Source organism: Tepidibacter mesophilus (assembly GCF_002724055.1).
Lineage (GTDB): Bacteria > Bacillota > Clostridia > Peptostreptococcales > Peptostreptococcaceae > Tepidibacter_A > Tepidibacter_A mesophilus.
In genome coordinates this window covers 45274-64655 of record NZ_BDQY01000006.1, presented here as the reverse complement: position 1 = coordinate 64655, position 19382 = coordinate 45274, and the positions used below count along the sequence as shown (strand labels likewise).

The 19382-nt window shown below is 28.3% G+C and carries 24 protein-coding genes; 19 read left to right on the top strand and 5 right to left on the bottom strand.

Annotated elements, in window-relative coordinates; all coding sequences use genetic code 11:
* Nucleotides 1–84 precede the first annotated feature (84 nt).
* The 5 genes from accB (at nucleotide 85) to Tmeso_RS06000 (ending at nucleotide 4110) form a co-directional block, all read left to right on the top strand.
* Nucleotides 85–537, top strand: a complete 453-nt coding sequence (gene accB, locus Tmeso_RS06020) for an acetyl-CoA carboxylase biotin carboxyl carrier protein (protein WP_099189242.1) — start codon at nucleotides 85–87, stop codon at nucleotides 535–537.
* A gap of 15 nt (nucleotides 538–552) precedes the next feature.
* Nucleotides 553–1899, top strand: a complete 1347-nt coding sequence (gene accC / locus Tmeso_RS06015; protein WP_099189240.1) for an acetyl-CoA carboxylase biotin carboxylase subunit — start codon at nucleotides 553–555, stop codon at nucleotides 1897–1899.
* A 36-nt stretch (nucleotides 1900–1935) separates the two neighbouring features.
* Nucleotides 1936–2787: an acetyl-CoA carboxylase, carboxyltransferase subunit beta gene (gene accD / locus Tmeso_RS16805; RefSeq protein ID WP_099189238.1), complete on the top strand. Its 852-nt coding sequence runs from the start codon at nucleotides 1936–1938 to the stop codon at nucleotides 2785–2787.
* 12 nt (nucleotides 2788–2799) lie between these two features.
* Entirely contained in the window at nucleotides 2800–3747 is a 948-nt protein-coding gene (locus tag Tmeso_RS16800; protein ID WP_099189236.1) for an acetyl-CoA carboxylase carboxyltransferase subunit alpha, read from the top strand.
* Nucleotides 3748–3849: 102 nt separating this feature from the next.
* Nucleotides 3850–4110 carry a stage V sporulation protein S gene (locus Tmeso_RS06000; protein ID WP_099189234.1) on the top strand — a complete coding sequence of 87 codons (261 nt, stop codon included), beginning with the start codon at nucleotides 3850–3852 and terminating at the stop codon, nucleotides 4108–4110.
* 25 nt (nucleotides 4111–4135) lie between these two features.
* On the opposite strand, the gene Tmeso_RS05995 is transcribed toward Tmeso_RS06000, so the two are convergent.
* Complete coding sequence (locus Tmeso_RS05995; protein WP_099189232.1) at nucleotides 4136–4351, bottom strand: hypothetical protein; 216 nt, start codon at nucleotides 4349–4351, stop codon at nucleotides 4136–4138.
* A 119-nt stretch (nucleotides 4352–4470) separates the two neighbouring features.
* On the bottom strand, nucleotides 4471–4656 hold the full coding sequence (locus Tmeso_RS05990) for a hypothetical protein (RefSeq protein WP_099189230.1): 186 nt from the start codon (nucleotides 4654–4656) through the stop codon (nucleotides 4471–4473).
* A gap of 511 nt (nucleotides 4657–5167) precedes the next feature.
* Between Tmeso_RS05990 and Tmeso_RS05985 the strand changes: the two genes are divergently transcribed.
* Together Tmeso_RS05985 and Tmeso_RS05980 are read left to right on the top strand one after the other, a co-directional pair.
* A complete protein-coding gene (locus Tmeso_RS05985; RefSeq protein WP_242967882.1) occupies nucleotides 5168–6373 on the top strand; it encodes a pyridoxal phosphate-dependent aminotransferase in 1206 nt (401 codons plus the stop codon).
* A 321-nt stretch (nucleotides 6374–6694) separates the two neighbouring features.
* Nucleotides 6695–7519 carry a sulfurtransferase gene (locus Tmeso_RS05980; RefSeq protein WP_187296245.1) on the top strand — a complete coding sequence of 275 codons (825 nt, stop codon included), beginning with the start codon at nucleotides 6695–6697 and terminating at the stop codon, nucleotides 7517–7519.
* An 85-nt stretch (nucleotides 7520–7604) separates the two neighbouring features.
* On the opposite strand, the gene Tmeso_RS05975 is transcribed toward Tmeso_RS05980, so the two are convergent.
* Entirely contained in the window at nucleotides 7605–8180 is a 576-nt protein-coding gene (locus Tmeso_RS05975; RefSeq protein WP_099189224.1) for a 5' nucleotidase, NT5C type, read from the bottom strand.
* 268 nt (nucleotides 8181–8448) lie between these two features.
* Here Tmeso_RS05975 and Tmeso_RS05970 point away from each other — a divergent pair, with 268 nt between their 5' ends.
* Nucleotides 8449–9216 carry a polysaccharide deacetylase family protein gene (locus Tmeso_RS05970; protein WP_099189222.1) on the top strand — a complete coding sequence of 256 codons (768 nt, stop codon included), beginning with the start codon at nucleotides 8449–8451 and terminating at the stop codon, nucleotides 9214–9216.
* 35 nt (nucleotides 9217–9251) lie between these two features.
* On the opposite strand, the gene Tmeso_RS05965 is transcribed toward Tmeso_RS05970, so the two are convergent.
* Entirely contained in the window at nucleotides 9252–9434 is a 183-nt protein-coding gene (locus Tmeso_RS05965; RefSeq protein WP_099189220.1) for a hypothetical protein, read from the bottom strand.
* Between the two features lie 217 nt (nucleotides 9435–9651).
* On the opposite strand from Tmeso_RS05965, the gene Tmeso_RS05960 reads away from it, so the two are divergent.
* The 11 genes from Tmeso_RS05960 (at nucleotide 9652) to rpoD (ending at nucleotide 19107) form a co-directional block, all read left to right on the top strand.
* Nucleotides 9652–10230, top strand: coding sequence for an anthranilate synthase component II (locus Tmeso_RS05960; RefSeq protein ID WP_099189217.1), 579 nt, complete (start codon nucleotides 9652–9654; stop codon nucleotides 10228–10230).
* Nucleotides 10231–10232: 2 nt separating this feature from the next.
* A complete protein-coding gene (gene pabB, locus Tmeso_RS05955) occupies nucleotides 10233–11582 on the top strand; it encodes an aminodeoxychorismate synthase component I (protein ID WP_099189215.1) in 1350 nt (449 codons plus the stop codon).
* Nucleotides 11572–12327, top strand: a complete 756-nt coding sequence (locus Tmeso_RS05950) for an aminotransferase class IV (RefSeq protein WP_099189213.1) — start codon at nucleotides 11572–11574, stop codon at nucleotides 12325–12327. The genes pabB and Tmeso_RS05950 overlap by 11 nt, the downstream gene beginning before the upstream one ends.
* Nucleotides 12317–12970 (top strand): hypothetical protein, encoded by a 654-nt coding sequence (locus Tmeso_RS05945; protein WP_099189211.1) that lies wholly within the window; start codon nucleotides 12317–12319, stop codon nucleotides 12968–12970. Before Tmeso_RS05950 ends, Tmeso_RS05945 begins: the two co-directional genes overlap by 11 nt.
* Nucleotides 12971–12988: 18 nt before the next feature.
* Entirely contained in the window at nucleotides 12989–13552 is a 564-nt protein-coding gene (gene folE / locus Tmeso_RS05940) for a GTP cyclohydrolase I FolE (RefSeq protein WP_207653829.1), read from the top strand.
* A 12-nt stretch (nucleotides 13553–13564) separates the two neighbouring features.
* Nucleotides 13565–14356, top strand: a complete 792-nt coding sequence (folP, locus tag Tmeso_RS05935) for a dihydropteroate synthase (RefSeq protein WP_099189207.1) — start codon at nucleotides 13565–13567, stop codon at nucleotides 14354–14356.
* A 9-nt stretch (nucleotides 14357–14365) separates the two neighbouring features.
* A complete protein-coding gene (gene folB, locus Tmeso_RS05930; RefSeq protein WP_099189205.1) occupies nucleotides 14366–14731 on the top strand; it encodes a dihydroneopterin aldolase in 366 nt (121 codons plus the stop codon).
* Nucleotides 14724–15209 (top strand): 2-amino-4-hydroxy-6-hydroxymethyldihydropteridine diphosphokinase, encoded by a 486-nt coding sequence (folK, locus tag Tmeso_RS05925; RefSeq protein ID WP_099189203.1) that lies wholly within the window; start codon nucleotides 14724–14726, stop codon nucleotides 15207–15209. The genes folB and folK overlap by 8 nt, the downstream gene beginning before the upstream one ends.
* Nucleotides 15202–15978 carry a 3-deoxy-7-phosphoheptulonate synthase gene (gene aroF / locus Tmeso_RS05920; RefSeq protein ID WP_099189201.1) on the top strand — a complete coding sequence of 259 codons (777 nt, stop codon included), beginning with the start codon at nucleotides 15202–15204 and terminating at the stop codon, nucleotides 15976–15978. The genes folK and aroF overlap by 8 nt, the downstream gene beginning before the upstream one ends.
* A gap of 209 nt (nucleotides 15979–16187) precedes the next feature.
* A complete protein-coding gene (dnaG, locus tag Tmeso_RS05915) occupies nucleotides 16188–17975 on the top strand; it encodes a DNA primase (RefSeq protein WP_099189200.1) in 1788 nt (595 codons plus the stop codon).
* A 16-nt stretch (nucleotides 17976–17991) separates the two neighbouring features.
* The gene (gene rpoD / locus Tmeso_RS05910) at nucleotides 17992–19107 is read left to right on the top strand and encodes an RNA polymerase sigma factor RpoD (RefSeq protein ID WP_099189198.1); all 1116 of its coding nucleotides are present in this window, start codon (nucleotides 17992–17994) and stop codon (nucleotides 19105–19107) included.
* A gap of 28 nt (nucleotides 19108–19135) precedes the next feature.
* Here the strand turns inward: rpoD and Tmeso_RS05905 are convergent, their stop codons facing one another.
* Nucleotides 19136–19321, bottom strand: a complete 186-nt coding sequence (locus Tmeso_RS05905) for a hypothetical protein (protein WP_099189196.1) — start codon at nucleotides 19319–19321, stop codon at nucleotides 19136–19138.
* Between the last annotated feature and the right edge of the window lie 61 nt (nucleotides 19322–19382).

Genomic DNA, 19382 nt, shown 5'->3' with positions numbered 1-19382 from the left:
CGAATTTTTTATTGTATCTGTAAATAATAATATGATATAATAGGATATAGTATTAGTACCAGGTATAAAAAGGAGGTATAATTTATGAATATAAATGAAATTAAAGAATTAATTATGGCAATAGATAAAACTAGTATAAATAAATTTGATATAGAAATGAAGGATTTGAAATTATCTATACAAAAAGGCGATATTACAACTACAGATTGTATTTCAAATGTAAGAGATGAAGTTAAAAAAGAAATAAATACGATTGATAATGAAGAAATCGAAAAAAATGAGGTAGATGACAATACATACATAGTAAATGCTCCTATAATGGGAACTTTTTATTCGGCTGCAGGGCCAGAGTCTGGTAATTATGTTAATGTTGGAGATGTAGTGAAAAAGGGAGATACTTTGTGTATTCTGGAAGCTATGAAGCTTATGAATGAAATAGAATGTGATGTTGATGGAAAAATTATAGAGGTATTAGTAGAAAATGAAGAATTAGTTGAATACGATCAACCTTTATTTAAGATTAAAGTTAACGGATAATTAAAGGAGGATATTATGATAAAAAAGCTACTTATTGCAAATAGAGGAGAAATAGCTGTTAGAATAATAAGAACATGTAAAGAAATGGGAATAAAGTCTGTTGCTATATATTCTCAAGCGGATAAGGAATCTTTACACAGATATATGGCGGACGAATCTATATGCATAGGTCCTAATAATATAAGTAAAAGCTATAATAACATAGATAATATAATATATTTGGCAATGAAAATGAAATGTGATGCAATTCATCCAGGGTTTGGATTTTTATCTGAAAACTCTGCTTTTGCTAAAAAATGTATAGAGAATAATATTATATTTATAGGTCCTAACTATGAACAAATAGACAAAATGGGTGATAAATCAACAGCTAGGGATACTATGATAAATGCTAATGTACCTGTTGTACCAGGATCAAAAGGTATAATTTTAAGTATAGATGATGCGATTGTAACAGCTGAAGAAATTGGATACCCAGTTCTTATAAAGGCTTCAAGTGGAGGCGGAGGTAAAGGAATGAGAGTTGCTAATAATCAACAAGAATTAGTATCTAATTTCAATATAGCCAAAGCTGAAGCATTGTCTGCATTTGGAAATGATGAAATGTACTTAGAGAAATATATAAAAAATCCTAGACATATAGAAGTACAAGTTTTTGGAGATTCATTTGGAAATGCAGTTCATTTTGGAGATAGAGATTGTTCTATGCAAAGAAGAAATCAAAAAGTTATAGAAGAATGTATTTCTCCATATTTAGATGAAAAAACTAGAAATGAATTATATGATGCTGCAATAAAAGCAACAAAATCTGTAAGTTACATAGGTGCTGGAACTGTTGAGTTTATAGTTGATAATGATAGAAACTTTTATTTTATAGAAATGAATACTAGAATCCAAGTAGAGCATCCTATCACGGAAATGATAACTGGGATTGATTTAATAAAATTACAAATATTAATAGCATCTGGAGAACGAATGCCTTATACCCAACAAGATATAAAATTTAATGGTCATGCAATAGAATGTAGAATAAATGCTGAAGATGCATTCGATAATTTTAGACCCTGCCCAGGTAAAATAGAGTCTATTCATGTTCCTGGAGGGCTTGGAGTGAGATTTGATAGCTTTGTATATGGTGGATATATTATACCTCCTCTATATGATTCTATGATAGGAAAACTTATATGTTGGGCAAATGACCGAGAAGAATGTATAAATAGAATGAAAAGAGCTTTAGATGAATTAATTATAGAGGGCGTAGAAACTAATGTAGAATTTCAGAAAAAATTAGTGGCAAGTGAAGTTTTTATAAAAGATGAACACCATACTAAATTTATAGAAAATGAGTTTATGAATAAATAAGAATAGAACATAGGCATAAATTTATAGAGGTGAGATATGATTAAAAAATTATTGAGTAAAGAAAAAGGGTACGCGCAAGTATCTGTTAATAAAAAATTTAATACTAAAAATGTTGATGAAAAGTTTTGGATAAAGTGTGAAAGTTGTAATAGTAATATTTTCATAAAAGAAGTAGAAGAAAATATGAGTTTATGTCCTAAATGCAATCATCATTTTAAACTTTCAGCTAGAAAGAGAGTGAATTTGTTAATAGACGAAAAAACGTTTGAAGAGCTAGATAAAGATTTAGTTTCTATGAATATATTGAAATTTCCAGAATATGAAGAAAAGTTAGAAAGATATACTGGTAAAAGTAAAGAAAAAGAGGCTGTTATAACTGGAACTGGGAAGTTAAATGGCATAGATGTTATACTTTGCGTAATGAATTCAGAGTTTATGATGGGAAGTATGGGTTATATAGTAGGAGAAAAAACAACTAGAGCTATTGAAAACGGTATAGAGAATAAACTACCTGTTATAATAGTATGTGCATCTGGAGGAGCTAGAATGCAAGAAGGTATAATATCTTTAATGCAAATGGCAAAAACCTCTCAAGCTTTAAATAAACTTAGTGAAAATGGATTACCGTATATATCTATATTGACGGATCCTACGACTGGTGGAATAACAGCTAGTTTTGCTATGCTTGGAGATATTATAATGGCAGAACCAAATGCTTTGATAGGATTTGCTGGACCCAGAGTTATAAAACAGACGATAAAACAAGACCTTCCAGAAGGATTCCAAAAATCTGAATTCTTATTAGAACATGGATTTTTAGACTTGATTGTAAGTAGAAAGAATATGAAAAATAAAATTCATCAAATATTGAAAATGCATGGGTATTAAGGAGGTCTAAGTATGAATAGTTTAGATATAGATAAGCCCATTATAGAGCTTGAAAACAAAATTGCAGAATTTGAAAAAATATCGAGAGAAAATAATATAGATTTATCTAATGAAATAAATATGTTGAGTAATAAGCTTGTAAATCTAAAAAATGAAATATATGAAAACTTAACAGCTTGGCAAAAGGTAAATTTAAGTAGATCTGGGAATAGACCTACAACGGAAGACTATATAAAAAATATATGCAGTGAATTTATAGAATTTCATGGTGACAGGCTATATAAGGATGATAAAGCTATAGTGGGAGGTATAGGTATAATAGGAGATATGCCTGTTACTATAATTGGTCATCAAAAAGGAAGAGATGTAAAAGAGAATATACAAAGAAATTTTGGTATGCCACATCCAGAAGGATATAGAAAAGCTTTAAGGCTTATGAAGCAAGCTGAAAAATTTAATAGACCTATAATAACATTTATAGATACTCCTGGTGCTTTTTGTGGCCTTGAAGCAGAGGAAAGAGGTCAAGCTGAAGCAATAGCTAAAAATTTATTTGAGATGAGTTCTTTAAAGGTTCCTGTAATATCTATTGTTATAGGAGAAGGTGGAAGTGGAGGAGCACTTGGTCTTGGCGTATCTAATAAAGTAGCTATGCTTGAACATTCTATATACTCTGTTATATCGCCAGAAGGTCTCTCAAGCATACTATGGAAGGATGCTTCTAAAGCAAATGAAGCAGCTGAGGTAATGAAGCTTACAAGTTCTGATTTATATAAACTAAATATAATAGATAAGATAATAAAAGAACCTTTAGGTGGAGCACAGAAAAATATTGAATTTACATCAGATAAGATGAAAGAATATATAATTGAACAATTAAATGAGTATGTGAACAAAAATGAAGAAGAAATAGTTTTTGAAAGATACAGTAAATTTAGAAAAATCGGATATAATTTATAAATAAAAAAAGGATTTAGATTTTGAATGTAGAATAATATAAACAAGAAATCCAATTTTAAATGCACAAGGAAATATAATAATATTAAGGGGGGCATATTTGAAATGGAAGTATTAAAAGTTTCATCAAAATCTAATCCAAATTCTGTAGCAGGGGCTTTAGCGGGAGTTTTAAGAGAAAAAGGTTCGGCAGAAATACAAGCTATAGGAGCAGGTGCTTTAAACCAAGCTGTTAAGGCTGTAGCTATAGCTAGAGGGTTTGTTGCACCAAGCGGTATGGATCTTATATGTGTACCAGCTTTTACTGATGTCGACATTGATGGTGAAGAAAGAACAGCTATAAAGCTTATAGTAGAACCTAGATAATAAAAGAACCTCTTAAGAGGTTCTTTTAATTTTGAGGATTAAACATTTGAAGCATCATCATAACTTGATCCATTGTTATACCGTATTGTTCTAGTAATTTATCAATTACAGGTGAAAATTCTCTCATTAAATCATCTTTATTGTTTTTAACTAATGATTCAATCTGTGGAACTATAGATTTTATAAATTCTATTTGCTCTTTTTCTGATAGATTATTAAAATTTGAAGTAAGTTCATTCATACTTAAAATCCTCCTTAAAGTATATTTATACAATGACTATTATACAAAAAAAATATAGTTTTGCAAACACTACAAATATTATAATAACATAAAAGCAGCCATTAATGGCTGCTTTTATGTTATTCAAATTTATTTAGTAACTGTTGAAGCTTTTGTGCTTGAGCTCCTGATTCTTCTGCAAACTGCTTAAATAAATTGCATACCTCAGAATCATCTACTTTTTTTGAAAATGATTCATAATCTCTAACATTTTCTTGGGCATCTAATAATTTTTTTACTACAGTATCTCTAGTATTTAATTCCATAAACAATCAACTCCTTCTAGTGTAGTTTTTTCATTAACATTACTTATTATACATTTATTAAAGTAAAAATTTATTTTTGTATATTCTTCAAAATCTATTATTATTTTTGTGTGATTTTTAGTATAAGCAGTATAAGTTGTTTTTTGAATTAGAAAAGAAGTATAGATTTAGTTTTTTGGTAATAACTTTCTCGATAGTATTTTTATAAGACAATTGGAAATATCAATTAAAATAGATGAGCATTTTTTCATAATTACAACTAGGGAAGGATTATTACGGCTAATGGTAGATTTCGTAATTTATTTAACAAAACATAATATTAAAAAAAGAGTGAAAATTATACAATTTCATGTTAAAATTACAATGTAACAAAAAATTCTAATGAAAAGGGGTATTTGACATGAACAAACCTATACTGTCTGCTCACTTTGAGTCAAGAAAACCATCAGCAGTTCGTCTTGCACAAATGAAGTATGAAGAGCGAAAAGTAAAACCAGAAGCTGTTATTAATGTGGGAATTGGAAACGTTTCTCTTCCGGCAAACCCTGCAATGCAAAAGAGAATGTTTGCATTAGATGCAAAGAACAGTCCGTTTGCTAGTGGTGTTATTAGGTATACAACAACTGCTGGAACTCAGGAATGTCAAGATGCTTTCAGAAATATTTTAAATTGTGAAGGTTTTGATACGAGCAAGCTTCACTTTCAAGTTACAGATGGTGGATCAACAGCAATGGAATTGCTACTAATTGGTACATGTGGACCAGCTGGAACAGATGAAAGACCTTTGTTGATGATTGATCCAGCATATACAAATTATATTTCGTTCGCAGAAAGAACTGGAAGAAAAACAGTTACTGTAAAGCGTGAATTGAATGAAAATGGAAATTTCACTCTTCCAGAAATTGACGAAATTGAAGAGGTAATTAAGGCTAATAATCCAGGAGCTCTACTAGTAATACCGTATGATAATCCTACTGGTCAGCTGCATGACTATGATTCTATGAAAGCATTAGCACAGCTTTGTGTGAAATACAATATGTGGATGGTAAGTGATGAAGCATATCGTGAACTTTATTATGATACAGATAAGCCACTTGTAAGCATTTGGGGTGTAAATGATGCAGATGTTCCTGGAATTGAAGGCAGAAGAATTAGTATTGAGACTGCATCTAAAGTATGGAATGCATGTGGTTTAAGAATTGGCGCATTAATTACGGATAATGCCGAATTTAATAACCGTTCAGTAGCTGAATACACAGCTAATCTTTGTGCAAACGCTATTGGGCAGTACATATTTGGCGCATTAGCTCACGAGAGTAAAGAAGGAATCATAGGATGGTGCCAAGAAATCAGAGAATATTATAGAGAACAAATCTTAAAAGTTTATAGAGGATTAAAGGAACAAGAGCCTAATCTAATTGTTTCGAGTCCAGATGCATCTATTTATACAGTTATAGATGTTAGAAAGGTTGTTAAACCTGGCTTTGATGCAATTGATTTTGTATTATACTGTGCAGGAGAAGGTTCAATTAATATTGATGGTGTTGAAACAACACTATTAGCAGCACCTATGAATGGATTCTATGATATTAAAGATAGTGAAGCCAACCCAGGTAGTACACAGTTTAGAATTTCTTTTGTTGAAACACCTGAAAAGATGGATAAAATTCCTGAGCTGTTTGTAAAACTACTTAGAGAGTATGAAGCACAAAGATAATAAATAATTTTATTAGAAGTTAATATGTCCCTAGTCAAGACTTAAAAAGTCTTGACTAGTTTTTTGTATAACGAATATTGAAGATTATATCTATAGTTCATACAAAATTGGATTGTAAATATCATATCATTCATATGTAGGTATTTCCATATAGAGGAGTTAGAAGGTTAGATTCGCTTACAAAGTGGTGTTGAAAATTTTAAAATGCACTTTGAAAACACCAATAAATATATTATTTATAATTAATTTTAGTTGTAGAACTAATCCTAATTAATTGGTAAAATGAATATATATTATTATTTAAAATTAGGAAGTGATATTTTGAAAAATTTAGTTAGTGTAAAATGGTTAAAGGAAAATAATAATGAGGATCTGGTTGTAGTCGATTGTAGATTTGATTTACAGATTCCTTCATATGGTAAAGATAGTTATTTAAAAGGTCATATTCCAAATGCAATATATATGGATATGAATAAAGACTTAGCAGGGAATGTAAAAGCACATGGAGGCAGACACCCATTACCTGATTTAAATGAGTTTAAATCAAAATTAGAAGGTTGTGGAATAGGTAATAGTACAACAGTTGTAGCTTATGATGACGGAGAAGTTGCAGGTGCTTCTAGATTTTGGTGGATGCTGAAATATATAGGTCATGATAAGGTGCATATTTTAGATGGGGGGATAAATGCTTGGATAGAAGCAGATTATGCTTTGTCATCTGATATTCCTAATAAAAGAAAAGAACACTTAGATATAAACATAAACCAATCTATAATAGCAACGGTAGATGAAGTTAGGAAAAATATAGATGAAGATACATCAATTATAATTGACTCAAGATCTTTTGAAAGATATAAGGGAGAAGTAGAGCCTATTGATAAAAAAGCAGGTCATATTCCTAGTGCTCAAAATTATTTCTGGATGCATGTTTTAGAAAATAACAGAGTAAAGGATAATAAAAAATTAAAAGACCATTTTAACGAAGTATTAAAATATAAAAATGTAATCGTCCATTGCGGATCAGGAATAACTGGCTGCGTAAATTATGTAGCTCTTGATGAGATAGGAATAAAATCAAAACTTTATCTGGGTTCATGGAGTGATTGGATAAGTTATGATGAAAATGAAGTAAGAACAGGAGAATAACAAGAACCTCTTTTAAGTAAAGTAAAAATTCTACTTAAAAGAGGTTTTTTTAGATAAATAAAAATTTCGACATATTAGCCCAAACTTAACTTACTTTTTCAAATTGTTTATTCACTATTATATTATATATTTCATCCCAAGTTTTAACTCTTGTAATTTTATCATTCAGTTTTTTTCGGTTATAATAAGTGTCTATCAAAATAACATTAAATCCTGCTGTTGATAATTGAATTGCATTACTATAATTATCTTCTATAAAAATATCACAACTAAGCGCTATAGCTTTATCTACTTTATAATGTTTCCCTAATAAAAAAAGATTATTATGTGGTATGTTATTTTCTTTAAAAAAGTTTATTGTAATATTTTCTACTCTTTTATCTCTAGCTGTTACAAAATATAAGTTATTTGTTTTGATTAATTTGTCGAGTATGGGCTTTACACCTTCTTTTAATGTTGCTGCTTCATGTATTTCTTTTATATTTGCATTGTAAAATTCCATATATTTTTCTTTTTCAACATTAAAAACTTCATGCATTTCATATGATATAACATCTTCTTCTTTTATATTTTTATTGAAATACTTATTTGCTAAATGTATCCAATAATATGCATCTGTTATAGTTCCGTCAATATCTATGCAAATATTCAAGTTCTTCATCATAAACCCTCCTTATTGTCTTACTTATTTATATTTTAAAATAAGTTTTTTAATTCTATATTAATGTAAGGTTAAGGATATGTTAAAGTAGTATATATAGTATTCACCTGTTGTATAAGTAGTATAAAATTTAATATGAATTAGAACTAATAATATAATAAAACTATTTGTGTAAGATATAGCAATGAAGTAAAAACAGGAGAATAAATAAACTTTTCATATAATATCTATATAGTGTATACAATTTTTAGCAAGGAGATAGTTTTATATGAAGAATATAAAGATTATATTAATAGCTTTTATAATTATCATAATTGGCTATGAATCTGGAATAATGATTGCAAACTATATGAAAACTAATGGTACTTTACTTAACAAGATTTCAGATAACACAGAACTTGTTTGGAATGGCCCTAGGGATAAAAAAGTTATAGCGATTACATTTGATGATGGACCTCATCCAAGATATACACCTAAAATATTAGATTTACTAAAGAAATATGATATTAAAGGTACATTTTTTGTATTAGGAAAGCATGTTGAGTTTTATCCAGAAACACTTAAAATTATAAAAGATGAAGGTCATGAAATTGGAAATCATACATACTCTCATGTTGATGTTAAGAAAATACCTAGTAGAAAAATAGAAGAAGAATTCAATAAAACTCAACAAAAAATATATGACGTAATAAAAGAAAAACCCAAAATATTCAGACCGCCGTTTGGATCATATAATACATATCTTAAAGATTTAGCTAAGAGACACAATGTTAAAATAATATTGTGGTCATCTAGTCAAGATTGCAAAGATTGGAGTAATCCCGGAGTTAAAAAAATAGCAGATACAGTTATCAATAATGTAGGGAATGGAGATATTATATTACTCCATGATTATGTAAATACTACAAGTCAAACGTATGAAGCTTTAAAAATAATATTACCAGAACTTAAACGTAGAGGTTATAGATTTGTAACAGTATCTCAGCTTATAAAGAATAAGGATTATGAATATGAAATGAAAATTATAGAAAACTAAAATACACATTCTTAATTGAATGTGTATTTTGATTTTTATTCCCATTTTGGAATATTAAAATCTTTATTTTTGGCTATTCTACTTCCCTCATCTTCAGAAACTATATAACTGGATATCCCTTGTTTGTCATAATTTTTTACTGTGGATATAGCTTGTTGTCTATCCATAGGTTTTGAAATTGACTTATTGTCAGAACGTATTATAACATATTTCTCCATAAAATCCTCCTTAATTTAATTGGTTATTCAAAAAATGATATTGATTTAAGTTTTAATTTATATACTATTATAATTTCTCGAAAAAATATTTAGATACTAAGAATAATGTGGAAAATATACATGCATATGTAGATAAGAAATTTATAAAAATAGAGATGTTTAATGGTATAATATATATGATATTTACAATACTTTTGCCAAAAAAGGGGGAAAAAATTTGATATTAATGATAGATAATTACGATTCTTTTACGTATAATTTAGTTCAGTTCCTAGGAGAATTGGGAGAAGAAATAATAGTCAAAAGAAATGATGAAATAACATTGTTTGAAATAGAAAAATTAAATCCAGAAATTATAGTATTATCTCCGGGACCGTGTTCTCCTAATGAAGCAGGTATTAGTATTGATGTTGTAAATTATTTTAAAGAAAAAAAACCTATATTGGGTATATGCTTAGGACATCAAACTATAGCACAAGTATTTGGTTCTAAGATAAAAAGAGCTGTAATACCTGTACATGGAAAGATTCATGCCATAAAACACCTTGATAAAGGGGTGTTTAAAGATTTAAATAATCCGTTAAATGTTACTAGATATCACTCTTTAATTGTAGACAAAGAAACGCTGAGTGATGATATTGAAATAACAGCAATTACTAACGATGGTGAAATAATGGGTATTAAACATAGAGAGTATCTTATAGAGGGAGTTCAGTTTCATCCTGAAGCTATACTTACTGAACAAGGACATGAAATATTAAAAAATTTTTTAAAACAAGCTAGAGAGGAGGATTAGATATGATAAAAGAAATATCAACAAGCTTAGATTCATTTGAAATATATACTTTATTTAAAGATGATAAATATAGTTTTATACTTGACAGTGCTATGGATGAAGAAAATTTAGGTAGATATTCATTTGTAAGTTCAAATCCTTTTAAGGTCTTGAAATATAAGGATAGTCAAATAAATCCTCTAGAAGAACTTAGAATAGAGCTTGATAAATATAAAATAAAAAATAATACAGGACTACCATTTATAGGCGGAGCAGTAGGATATTTATCATATGATTTAGGTAATTATATTGAGAAATTACCTAGAAGTGTAGTAGATGATATAAAATCTCCTGATCTATACTTTGGATTCTATGATTGGGTGATTGTAGTTGACCATTTGATGAATAAAACATTTATAGCAACTCCAGATATAAATGTTAGAAATGAAAAAGATGTAGTTGATAATGTATGTAATTTGATAAAGGATGCTCAAAGTAATGGTGTAGATAAATTATGCTATGAACAAAAAGAGTTTCCAAAAGTAAAGTTAGAGTCAAATTTTAAAAAGAAAGATTACATAGATGCAATTGAAAAAATAAGAAATTATATAAAAAATGGAGATATATATCAAGCTAATATGACGCAAAGATTTCACGGGAAAATCAGTATGTCCAGTTTTGAGTTATATAGAGATCTTAGAAAAATATCGCCTGCACCTTTTGGAGCTTTTTTAAATTTTGAAGATGTTCATATATTGTCAAACTCTCCAGAAAGATTTATAAAAGTTAGTGATAATTATATACAGACAAGACCTATAAAAGGAACTAGACCTAGAGGAAGCAATGAAGAAGATGATTTATTGTTGAAGAATGAACTTTTAAATAGTGAGAAAGATAAAGCTGAATTATTAATGATTGTAGATTTGGAAAGAAATGATATAGGCAGGGTTTCGAAAATAGGGACAGTAAAGGTACCTGAGTTATTTAAATTAGAAGAATATGCAAATGTTCATCATTTAGTATCAACTGTTGTTGGAGAAATCGAAAATGATAAAGATATAATAGACGTTATAAGTGCTACTTTTCCTGGAGGATCAATAACTGGAGCACCTAAAATAAGAGCTATGCAGATTATTGATGAATTAGAGCCTACAGCTAGAAATATATATACAGGTTCTATTGGGTATATAGGATTTGACTCTAATGCGGACTTTAACATATCTATTAGAACTATAATAAAAAAAGATGATGATGTGTTTTTTCAAGTTGGAGGCGGAATAACTTGGGATTCTAATCCAGAAGATGAGTATGAAGAGACTCTTCATAAAGCAAAATCGATTATGAATGCTATAAGAGGGCACTATGAAGAATAGTGTTTCTTTTGATAGTGAATTAACTAAATTTGGAATAGGAATATTTGAAACTATGAAGGTAATCAATGGGAAGGTAATATTTTTAGAGGAGCATTTGAGTAGAATGTATAATTCCATTGAAAAACTTAATTTTAATACATCTATTGAAAAAAGTGAATTAAAAGACAAAATAAATTGTTTTGTGGAAACAGTAAATTATAAAGCTTTAAGAGTGAGTGTATATGATGAAGGTTATAACATTCAATTAAGAAATATAGATTACACTAATGCTGATTATAAAGAAGGGTTTAAATTAAATATATCTCCGATTAAAAGAGGTAAAAGTATACTATACAATCATAAAACTACAAATTATTTTGAAAATATATACTCTAAAAGATATGCTTTATCTAAAAAATTTGATGAAGCATTGCTAGTGAGCTTAGATGATGAAGTTTTAGAAGGGTCTATGACTAATGTATTTTTTATAAAAGAAAATAAAATATATACTCCTACTGTAGACGAATCAGTTTTACCTGGTATAATCAGATCCAAAGTAATTCATATTTGCAAAAAAATGAATATAGAACTAATTGAGAGCGTAATAAAATTAGATGAAATTAAAAATTTTGAATTTTGTTTTATAACAAACAGCCTTATAGATTTAATGAAGGTAATAAGCATAAATAATATAAATTATCAAAAAGAAAATGATATATTTAGAAAAATAAATTGTAAGTTGAAGGAAATATACTATGGATATTAAACAAACATATGAAGAAATGATATTAAAACTAAAAAAAAATCAAGATAATATAGCAATAATAGTAGTTGGGTCTAGTAAAGATTTAAATTTTCATAAAAATATAAATGATATTGATTTATTTGTTATAACTGAGTATGGAGATAAGCAAATCAGAAAAAGATATAATATGAAAAATGTTGAGTTTGATATAAATTATTTTTCTGAAAACTTAGCTTACGAGTTGATAAAGGAAAAAAAACTTTTCTTTATAGAAGGAATTATTACAGGAAATAATATATATGACAAAAAAAATATACTAAATGGTATTAAGAAATATGCTAAAAGTGAATACGAGAATGGACCTTCAAAGTACAGTTTATCTGAAATAAATGACTTAAAATCTAATATTATAGACAATATAAAAAGAATTAAAAATAGTGAACAATTAGGTTATATTCATTTTATGTCTAATCTATGTTTAAAAGATATATTAAGGTCTTATTTTATAATAAATAATAAATGGATTCCAAAAGATAAAAAATTGTTTCAAAAAATAAAAGAAAAAGATAAGAGCTTATACGCTCTTTCTCAAAACTTATATAAGAGTTATGATTTTAATATACTAAATTCCATGGTTGAATATGTATTTAAAAATACAAAATAAAAAAGGGAGTTGGGAGATATGGATAAAGAAAAAATTAAAAAAGCTGTAAGAGATATATTAGAAGCAATAGGTGAAGATCCTAATAGAGAAGGATTAATTGATACTCCTGATAGGGTAGCTAGAATGTTTGAGGAAATATATAGTGGGATAAACGAAGATCCTAAAAAACATTTAGAATTATTTTTTCAAGATGAAAAACATGAAGAGTTAGTTCTTGTAAAAGATATACCTTTTTATTCAACGTGTGAACACCATTTAGTACCATTTCATGGGAAAGCTCATGTAGCCTATATTCCAAAAGGAGGAAAACTTACAGGGTTATCTAAGCTTGCAAGAGTAGTTGAAGCAGCTGCTAAAAGACCTCAATTACAAGAAAGAATAACAAAAACTGTAGCTGATTCAATTGTTGAAGTTTTAAGTCCATATGGGGTTATAGTAGTTGTTGAAGCTGAACACATGTGTATGACTATGAGGGGAGTAAAAAAAGCTGGTTCAAAAACTATAACTTCAGCTGTAAGGGGAATATTTGAAAAAGATGCAGCTGCAAGAGCTGAGGTCATGAGTTTAATAAATTATAAATAGGAGGGGTTAGATTTGTTTGATTTTGGGGAAAAGACATATATAATGGGTATTTTAAATGTAACTCCTGATAGTTTTTCAGATGGAGGAGAGCATAATAATGTAGATCTTGCTATAAAACATTCTGAAGAAATGATAAAACAAGGAGCAGACATCATAGATATAGGAGGGGAATCAACAAGACCTGGATCAAAGTTTGTGGATGAGAATGAAGAAATAAAAAGGGTAGTACCTATTGTTAAAAAATTATCAAATAAAATTGACGTACCTATTTCGGTGGATACTTATAAATCATCTGTTGCTAGTGAAGTGCTAAAGCTTGGAGTATCTATGATAAATGATGTATGGGGATTACAAAGGGATGAATTAATGGCTGATGTAATTGCTAAACATGATGCATATATAGTTATTATGCACAATCAAGATGGCACTGAATACAAGGAAGATATTATATTATCTATAAAGGAATTTTTAAATAAAAGCATAGAAATAGCAAAAAAAGCCGGTATAAAGGATGATAAGATAATACTTGATCCGGGAATCGGATTTGGTAAAACTCCAGAACAAAATATGCATGTTATGAAGCGTATTGATGAATTAAAAGATTTAGGATATCCAATTTTATTGGGGACATCTAGAAAATCTATGATTGGAAAAATTTTAGATCTTCCTGCTAAAGAAAGAGTAGAAGGAACAATAGCTACCACCGTGATGGGTATAATTCAGGGAGTTGATATAGTAAGGGTTCATGATATAAAAGAGAATGTAAGAGCTGCAAGGGTTACAGACGCTATATATAGAAAGTAGGTATAAATAATGGACAAGATTATATTAAGTAATTTATCATTTTATGGATATCATGGGGCATTGAAAGAAGAAAATATACTAGGTCAGAAGTTTTTTATTGATATAGAGCTGTACTTAGATTTCAAAAAAGCTGGTAAAAGTGATGATGTTAATGATTCAGTTCATTATGGTGAAGTATATGAGGCTGTAAAGAAAGTAGTTGAAAAAGAAAAGTATAACTTATTAGAGGCTTTAGCAGAAAATATATCAAGACAAATATTTGACAATTTTGATTTAGTTCAAGAAATTATGATTAGAGTGAAAAAACCAGAGGCTCCAGTAAATGCTATATTTGATTATTTTGGTGTGGAGATAAGGAGAAAGAAATATGAGTAGAGCTTATCTTGGACTGGGAACTAATGTAGGAGATAGACTAAAGTATTTAAATGATGCTATAAGCCACATAAAGCAATTTAAAAATACAGAAATAGTTAAAATATCCAAGGTATACGAAACAAGACCTTGGGGATATACTAATCAAAATGATTTTTTAAATCTTTGCATATCTATAGAAACAAATTTAAGTCCGGAAGAACTATTACAAAAATGTTTAGAGGTAGAACTTAATCTTAAAAGAGAACGAAGCATTAGGTGGGGACCTAGAACTATAGATATTGACATTTTAATATATGATGATATAATTTGTAATGGTGAAAAATTAACTCTTCCTCATCCAAGAATACAAGAAAGAGCTTTTGTATTGATACCTTTGATTGATTTAAAATACGACTTAGAGATAAAAGGTATCTTATTAAAAGATTGGTTGAGTGAATTAGATGTGGAAGAAGTAAAGGAGTACATAGGGGATGAGTAAAGTCATACTAAAAAATATGGATATTACTATAAATTTAAACAATGGCATAATTATTCCGGATGATAGACTTATAATTGCTGGACCTTGTGCAGTGGAAAGCTATGAGCAGCTTTTAATGATTGCTAAATTTATAAAAAGAAAAGGTGCCAATGTTTTACGAGGTGGAGCATATAAGCCTAGGACTTCTCCTTATTCTTTTCAAGGTATGAAGGAAGAAGGTCTGAAGATATTTAAATCGGTTAAAAAAGAAGTGGACATCCCTATTGTTACAGAATTACTGGATGTAAGAGACCTTGATAAGATATATGATGTAGCCGATATTATACAAATTGGATCTAGAAATATGCACAATTTCTCTCTATTGTCAGAGGTAGGAAAACAGGATAAGCCTGTACTTTTAAAAAGAGGAATGTCTGCTACAATTAAAGAATGGATAAATGCTGCTGAGTACATAGCAGTTGAAGGAAACACAAATATAATAATGTGTGAAAGAGGAATTAGGACGTATGATGATTACACTAGAAACACATTAGATTTGGCTGCTGTTCCTATATTAAAAAGAGAAACAGGGCTTCCGGTTATAGTTGACCCAAGCCATGGTACAGGAATAAAAGAATTAGTTAAACCAATGAGCTTAGCATCTTTTGCTGCAGGAGCAGATGGCATAATGATAGAAGTACATCCAGAACCTGAAAAAGCACTTTCAGATGGACCACAATCGTTAACTTTTGATGAATTCGAAGATGTTGTAGAATCTTTAAATAAATAGGGCTTATATTAGCCCTGTTTATTTTTTTAAAAATAATTTTCAAAAATAAAGAAGGAATTTATTAAAAAAAGTCGAATTATAGTAAATTGTATTTATATTAAATAATACTAAAATATTAATTCTTGATAAAATTTAAGAATTTTCAGATGAAGGAAATATAAATTTTATCAAGAATTAATAAATATTACACCTAAATAGAAGGCGATTGTATGAATGATATGCATGATATAATAGAAGAAATAAAATTGAGAAATGATATTGTAGATATAATATCTAGTTATATACAGATAAAATCTGCTGGATTAAATTATAAAGCATTATGTCCTTTTCATTCAGAAAAGACACCATCGTTTTCAATAAGCACTCAAAAACAAATGTATAAATGCTTTGGGTGTGGAGAAGGTGGAGATGTTATAAATTTTGTTATGAAAATGGAGAATATAGATTTCATGGAAGCCTTAGAATTTCTAGCTCAAAGAGCAAGTATTGAAATTAAAAAAGGAAAAATAAGTGAGGAATCTAAAAAAGATATAAATAAAAAGCAAAATTTATATCAAATTAATTTGGATGCAGCTAGATATTTTTTTAAGTCTATGCATAGTTTGGATAATAGTGGTTATAACTACTTAAAAAATAGAGGCCTTGACGATAAAATAATTAAATATTTTGGTTTAGGATATGCAAAGAATGATTGGAATGATTTAAACAATTATCTATTGCAAAAAGGATATGATCAGCAGAGTTTAATAGACAGTGGGTTAGTTATTCAGACTAAAAACAAAAAAAATTATATAAATAGGTTTAAAAACAGAGTAATGTTTCCTATATTTGATCAAAGAGGTAAGGTTATAGCTTTTGGAGGTAGAGTATTAGATGATTCACTTCCTAAATATTTAAATTCGTCAGAAACGATGTTGTTTAACAAAAGGAAAAACTTATACGGGTTAAATTTTGCTAAAAAAAATATAAAGAATGACACATTAATCATAGTAGAAGGATACATGGATGTTATAAGTCTTTTTCAATACGGAATAAAAAATGTAGTTGCATCCCTAGGAACTGCTTTAACTATAGAACAAGCAAAACTAATAAAAAAATATGCTAATAAAGTAATTGTAGCTTATGACAATGATGAAGCCGGTATTAATGCTACTTTAAAAGCTGTTGAAATATTGAATGGAGTTAGCTTAAATATAAAAATATTAAATTTAGGAAAATCGAAAGATCCAGATGAATATATAAGAGCAGAAGGATTAAATAAATTTAGTATATTATTAAAAAATTCTATACCTTTAATTCAATTTAAAATTAATATATTAAAACAAAAATATAATTTAAACAATGATCAAGATAGGTTATTATTTACAAAAAATATAGCTAGTGTTATTAAAAATATAAAAAGTCCTATTGAAGTTGAATATTATGTGAATAAGATATCTAAAGAAACAGATATATCTGTAGATGCTATAAATAGTGAAATTTATGGTAAATATTATAAAAAAGATGAACATAAAAAAGAATTTAAGAAAAAAATAGAAGAAATAAAAATCGAAAAAAATGGTATTGAAATTGCAGAGAAACAAATTATTCATATATTTTTAAATAACATAAAATACAGAAATGATATTTTAATGAAATTGGATATAGATGACTTTATATTGAAGGAAAGTAAAGAAATATTAAATTATATAATTAAAAGTAATGAATTGGATATAATAACTATTGACAAAATGAAAAAAATAGGCATATCAGAGGAATATATACAGGATATATCGGATATTAATATAGATTCAAATATTAATTTAAATGAAATTATAAAAACTTTGCAAAAAAATAGCCTTAAGAGAAAAAGAAATTATTTACTTAAAAGACAACATGAATTACAACGAAAAAAGGAAAATGATAAAAATATAGAAGCAAGTGAGGTTGATAGAGAATTGTTAGATATTGCAATGGAAATAATACGATTAGAAAAAGAGATGAAGAATATTTTATAGAAAGGAGGAACATAGAATGGCAAAAAAAATAAGTAAAGAACAAAGACAATCTGTAAAAGAACTAATGGACAAAGGAAAGAAACAAGGCTCTTTAACATATAGTGAAATAATGGAAGTTTTAGGAGAAGTGCAACTAGATAAGGATCAAGTTGAAAATTTATACGAAACATTAGGTCAAATGGGAATTGAAGTATTAGAAGAAAAAAACAAAAAAGAGAGTATAAAAGTAGAAAAAGATGAAGATGACAGTGACGATGAAGAATTTGATTTTGAAAGTATAGACTTATCTTTACCTAAAGGTATAAGTATAGATGATCCAGTTAGAATGTATTTGAAAGAAATTGGCAAAATACCTCTTCTTTCGGCTCAAGAAGAAATAGAACTTGCTAAAAGAATGGAACAAGGCGATGAAATAGCTAAAAAAAGGTTAGTTGAAGCCAATCTTAGATTAGTTGTAAGTATAGCTAAAAGGTACGTAGGAAGAGGAATGCTATTTCTTGATTTAATTCAAGAAGGAAACTTGGGTCTAATTAAGGCCGTTGAAAAATTTGATTATAGTAAGGGTTATAAGTTTAGTACTTATGCAACTTGGTGGATAAGACAAGCAATAACTCGCGCTATAGCAGATCAAGCTAGAACTATCAGAATACCTGTTCATATGGTTGAAACAATAAATAAACTTATAAGAGTATCAAGACAATTACTCCAAGAGTTAGGTAGAGAACCAAAACCTGAAGAAATAGCAAAAGAAATGGATATACCAGAAGATAAGATAAGAGAAATATTAAAGATAGCACAAGAACCAGTATCTTTAGAAACTCCTATTGGAGAAGAGGAAGACAGTCACCTTGGTGATTTTATACCAGATGAAGATGCACCTGCACCTGCAGAAGCTGCGGCGTATTCTCTTTTAAAAGAGCAAATTGAAGAAGTTTTAGGATCGTTAAATGAAAGGGAACAAAAAGTTCTAAAATTAAGATTTGGACTTGCAGATGGAAGAGCTCGAACTCTTGAGGAAGTAGGTAGAGAATTTGATGTAACCAGAGAAAGAATTAGACAAATAGAAGCAAAAGCATTAAGAAAGTTAAGACATCCAAGCAGATCTAAAAAATTAAAAGATTATTTAGATTAAAAAATTCGCCTATAAGGCGAATTTTTTTCTAATTCCAATATTGCGTCATATTTCCGTATTCTATTTCTTTCTTCAATTTATCTTTAGATATATTTTCTTCTTGAGCATCTTGTATTTGAGCATTTATTTCTTTGGCTTCTTCAGCCCATTCAAAAGTGGTACCACCCCATTTATATTTTAATAGTTTTTTTGGTGGGATTATTTTTCTTTTCATATTAAATCACCTCATTATTATTATTTAAAAAATATTTATTTTAATTCAAAAAAGGAAGTGT

Bases quoted from the DNA above. Each gene is read 5' to 3' on its own strand.
- accB (WP_099189242.1), top strand. From the start codon at position 85: ATGAATATAAATGAAATTAAAGAATTAATTATGGCAATAGATAAAACT.
- accC (WP_099189240.1), top strand. From the start codon at position 553: ATGATAAAAAAGCTACTTATTGCAAATAGAGGAGAAATAGCTGTTAGA.
- accD (WP_099189238.1), top strand. From the start codon at position 1,936: ATGATTAAAAAATTATTGAGTAAAGAAAAAGGGTACGCGCAAGTATCT.
- Tmeso_RS16800 (WP_099189236.1), top strand. From the start codon at position 2,800: ATGAATAGTTTAGATATAGATAAGCCCATTATAGAGCTTGAAAACAAA.
- Tmeso_RS06000 (WP_099189234.1), top strand. From the start codon at position 3,850: ATGGAAGTATTAAAAGTTTCATCAAAATCTAATCCAAATTCTGTAGCA.
- Tmeso_RS05995 (WP_099189232.1), bottom strand. From the start codon at position 4,351: ATGAATGAACTTACTTCAAATTTTAATAATCTATCAGAAAAAGAGCAA.
- Tmeso_RS05990 (WP_099189230.1), bottom strand. From the start codon at position 4,656: ATGGAATTAAATACTAGAGATACTGTAGTAAAAAAATTATTAGATGCC.
- Tmeso_RS05975 (WP_099189224.1), bottom strand. From the start codon at position 8,180: ATGAAGAACTTGAATATTTGCATAGATATTGACGGAACTATAACAGAT.
- Tmeso_RS05970 (WP_099189222.1), top strand. From the start codon at position 8,449: ATGAAGAATATAAAGATTATATTAATAGCTTTTATAATTATCATAATT.
- Tmeso_RS05965 (WP_099189220.1), bottom strand. From the start codon at position 9,434: ATGGAGAAATATGTTATAATACGTTCTGACAATAAGTCAATTTCAAAA.
- pabB (WP_099189215.1), top strand. From the start codon at position 10,233: ATGATAAAAGAAATATCAACAAGCTTAGATTCATTTGAAATATATACT.
- Tmeso_RS05950 (WP_099189213.1), top strand. From the start codon at position 11,572: ATGAAGAATAGTGTTTCTTTTGATAGTGAATTAACTAAATTTGGAATA.
- Tmeso_RS05945 (WP_099189211.1), top strand. From the start codon at position 12,317: ATGGATATTAAACAAACATATGAAGAAATGATATTAAAACTAAAAAAA.
- folE (WP_207653829.1), top strand. From the start codon at position 12,989: ATGGATAAAGAAAAAATTAAAAAAGCTGTAAGAGATATATTAGAAGCA.
- folB (WP_099189205.1), top strand. From the start codon at position 14,366: ATGGACAAGATTATATTAAGTAATTTATCATTTTATGGATATCATGGG.
- folK (WP_099189203.1), top strand. From the start codon at position 14,724: ATGAGTAGAGCTTATCTTGGACTGGGAACTAATGTAGGAGATAGACTA.
- aroF (WP_099189201.1), top strand. From the start codon at position 15,202: ATGAGTAAAGTCATACTAAAAAATATGGATATTACTATAAATTTAAAC.
- dnaG (WP_099189200.1), top strand. From the start codon at position 16,188: ATGAATGATATGCATGATATAATAGAAGAAATAAAATTGAGAAATGAT.
- rpoD (WP_099189198.1), top strand. From the start codon at position 17,992: ATGGCAAAAAAAATAAGTAAAGAACAAAGACAATCTGTAAAAGAACTA.
- Tmeso_RS05905 (WP_099189196.1), bottom strand. From the start codon at position 19,321: ATGAAAAGAAAAATAATCCCACCAAAAAAACTATTAAAATATAAATGG.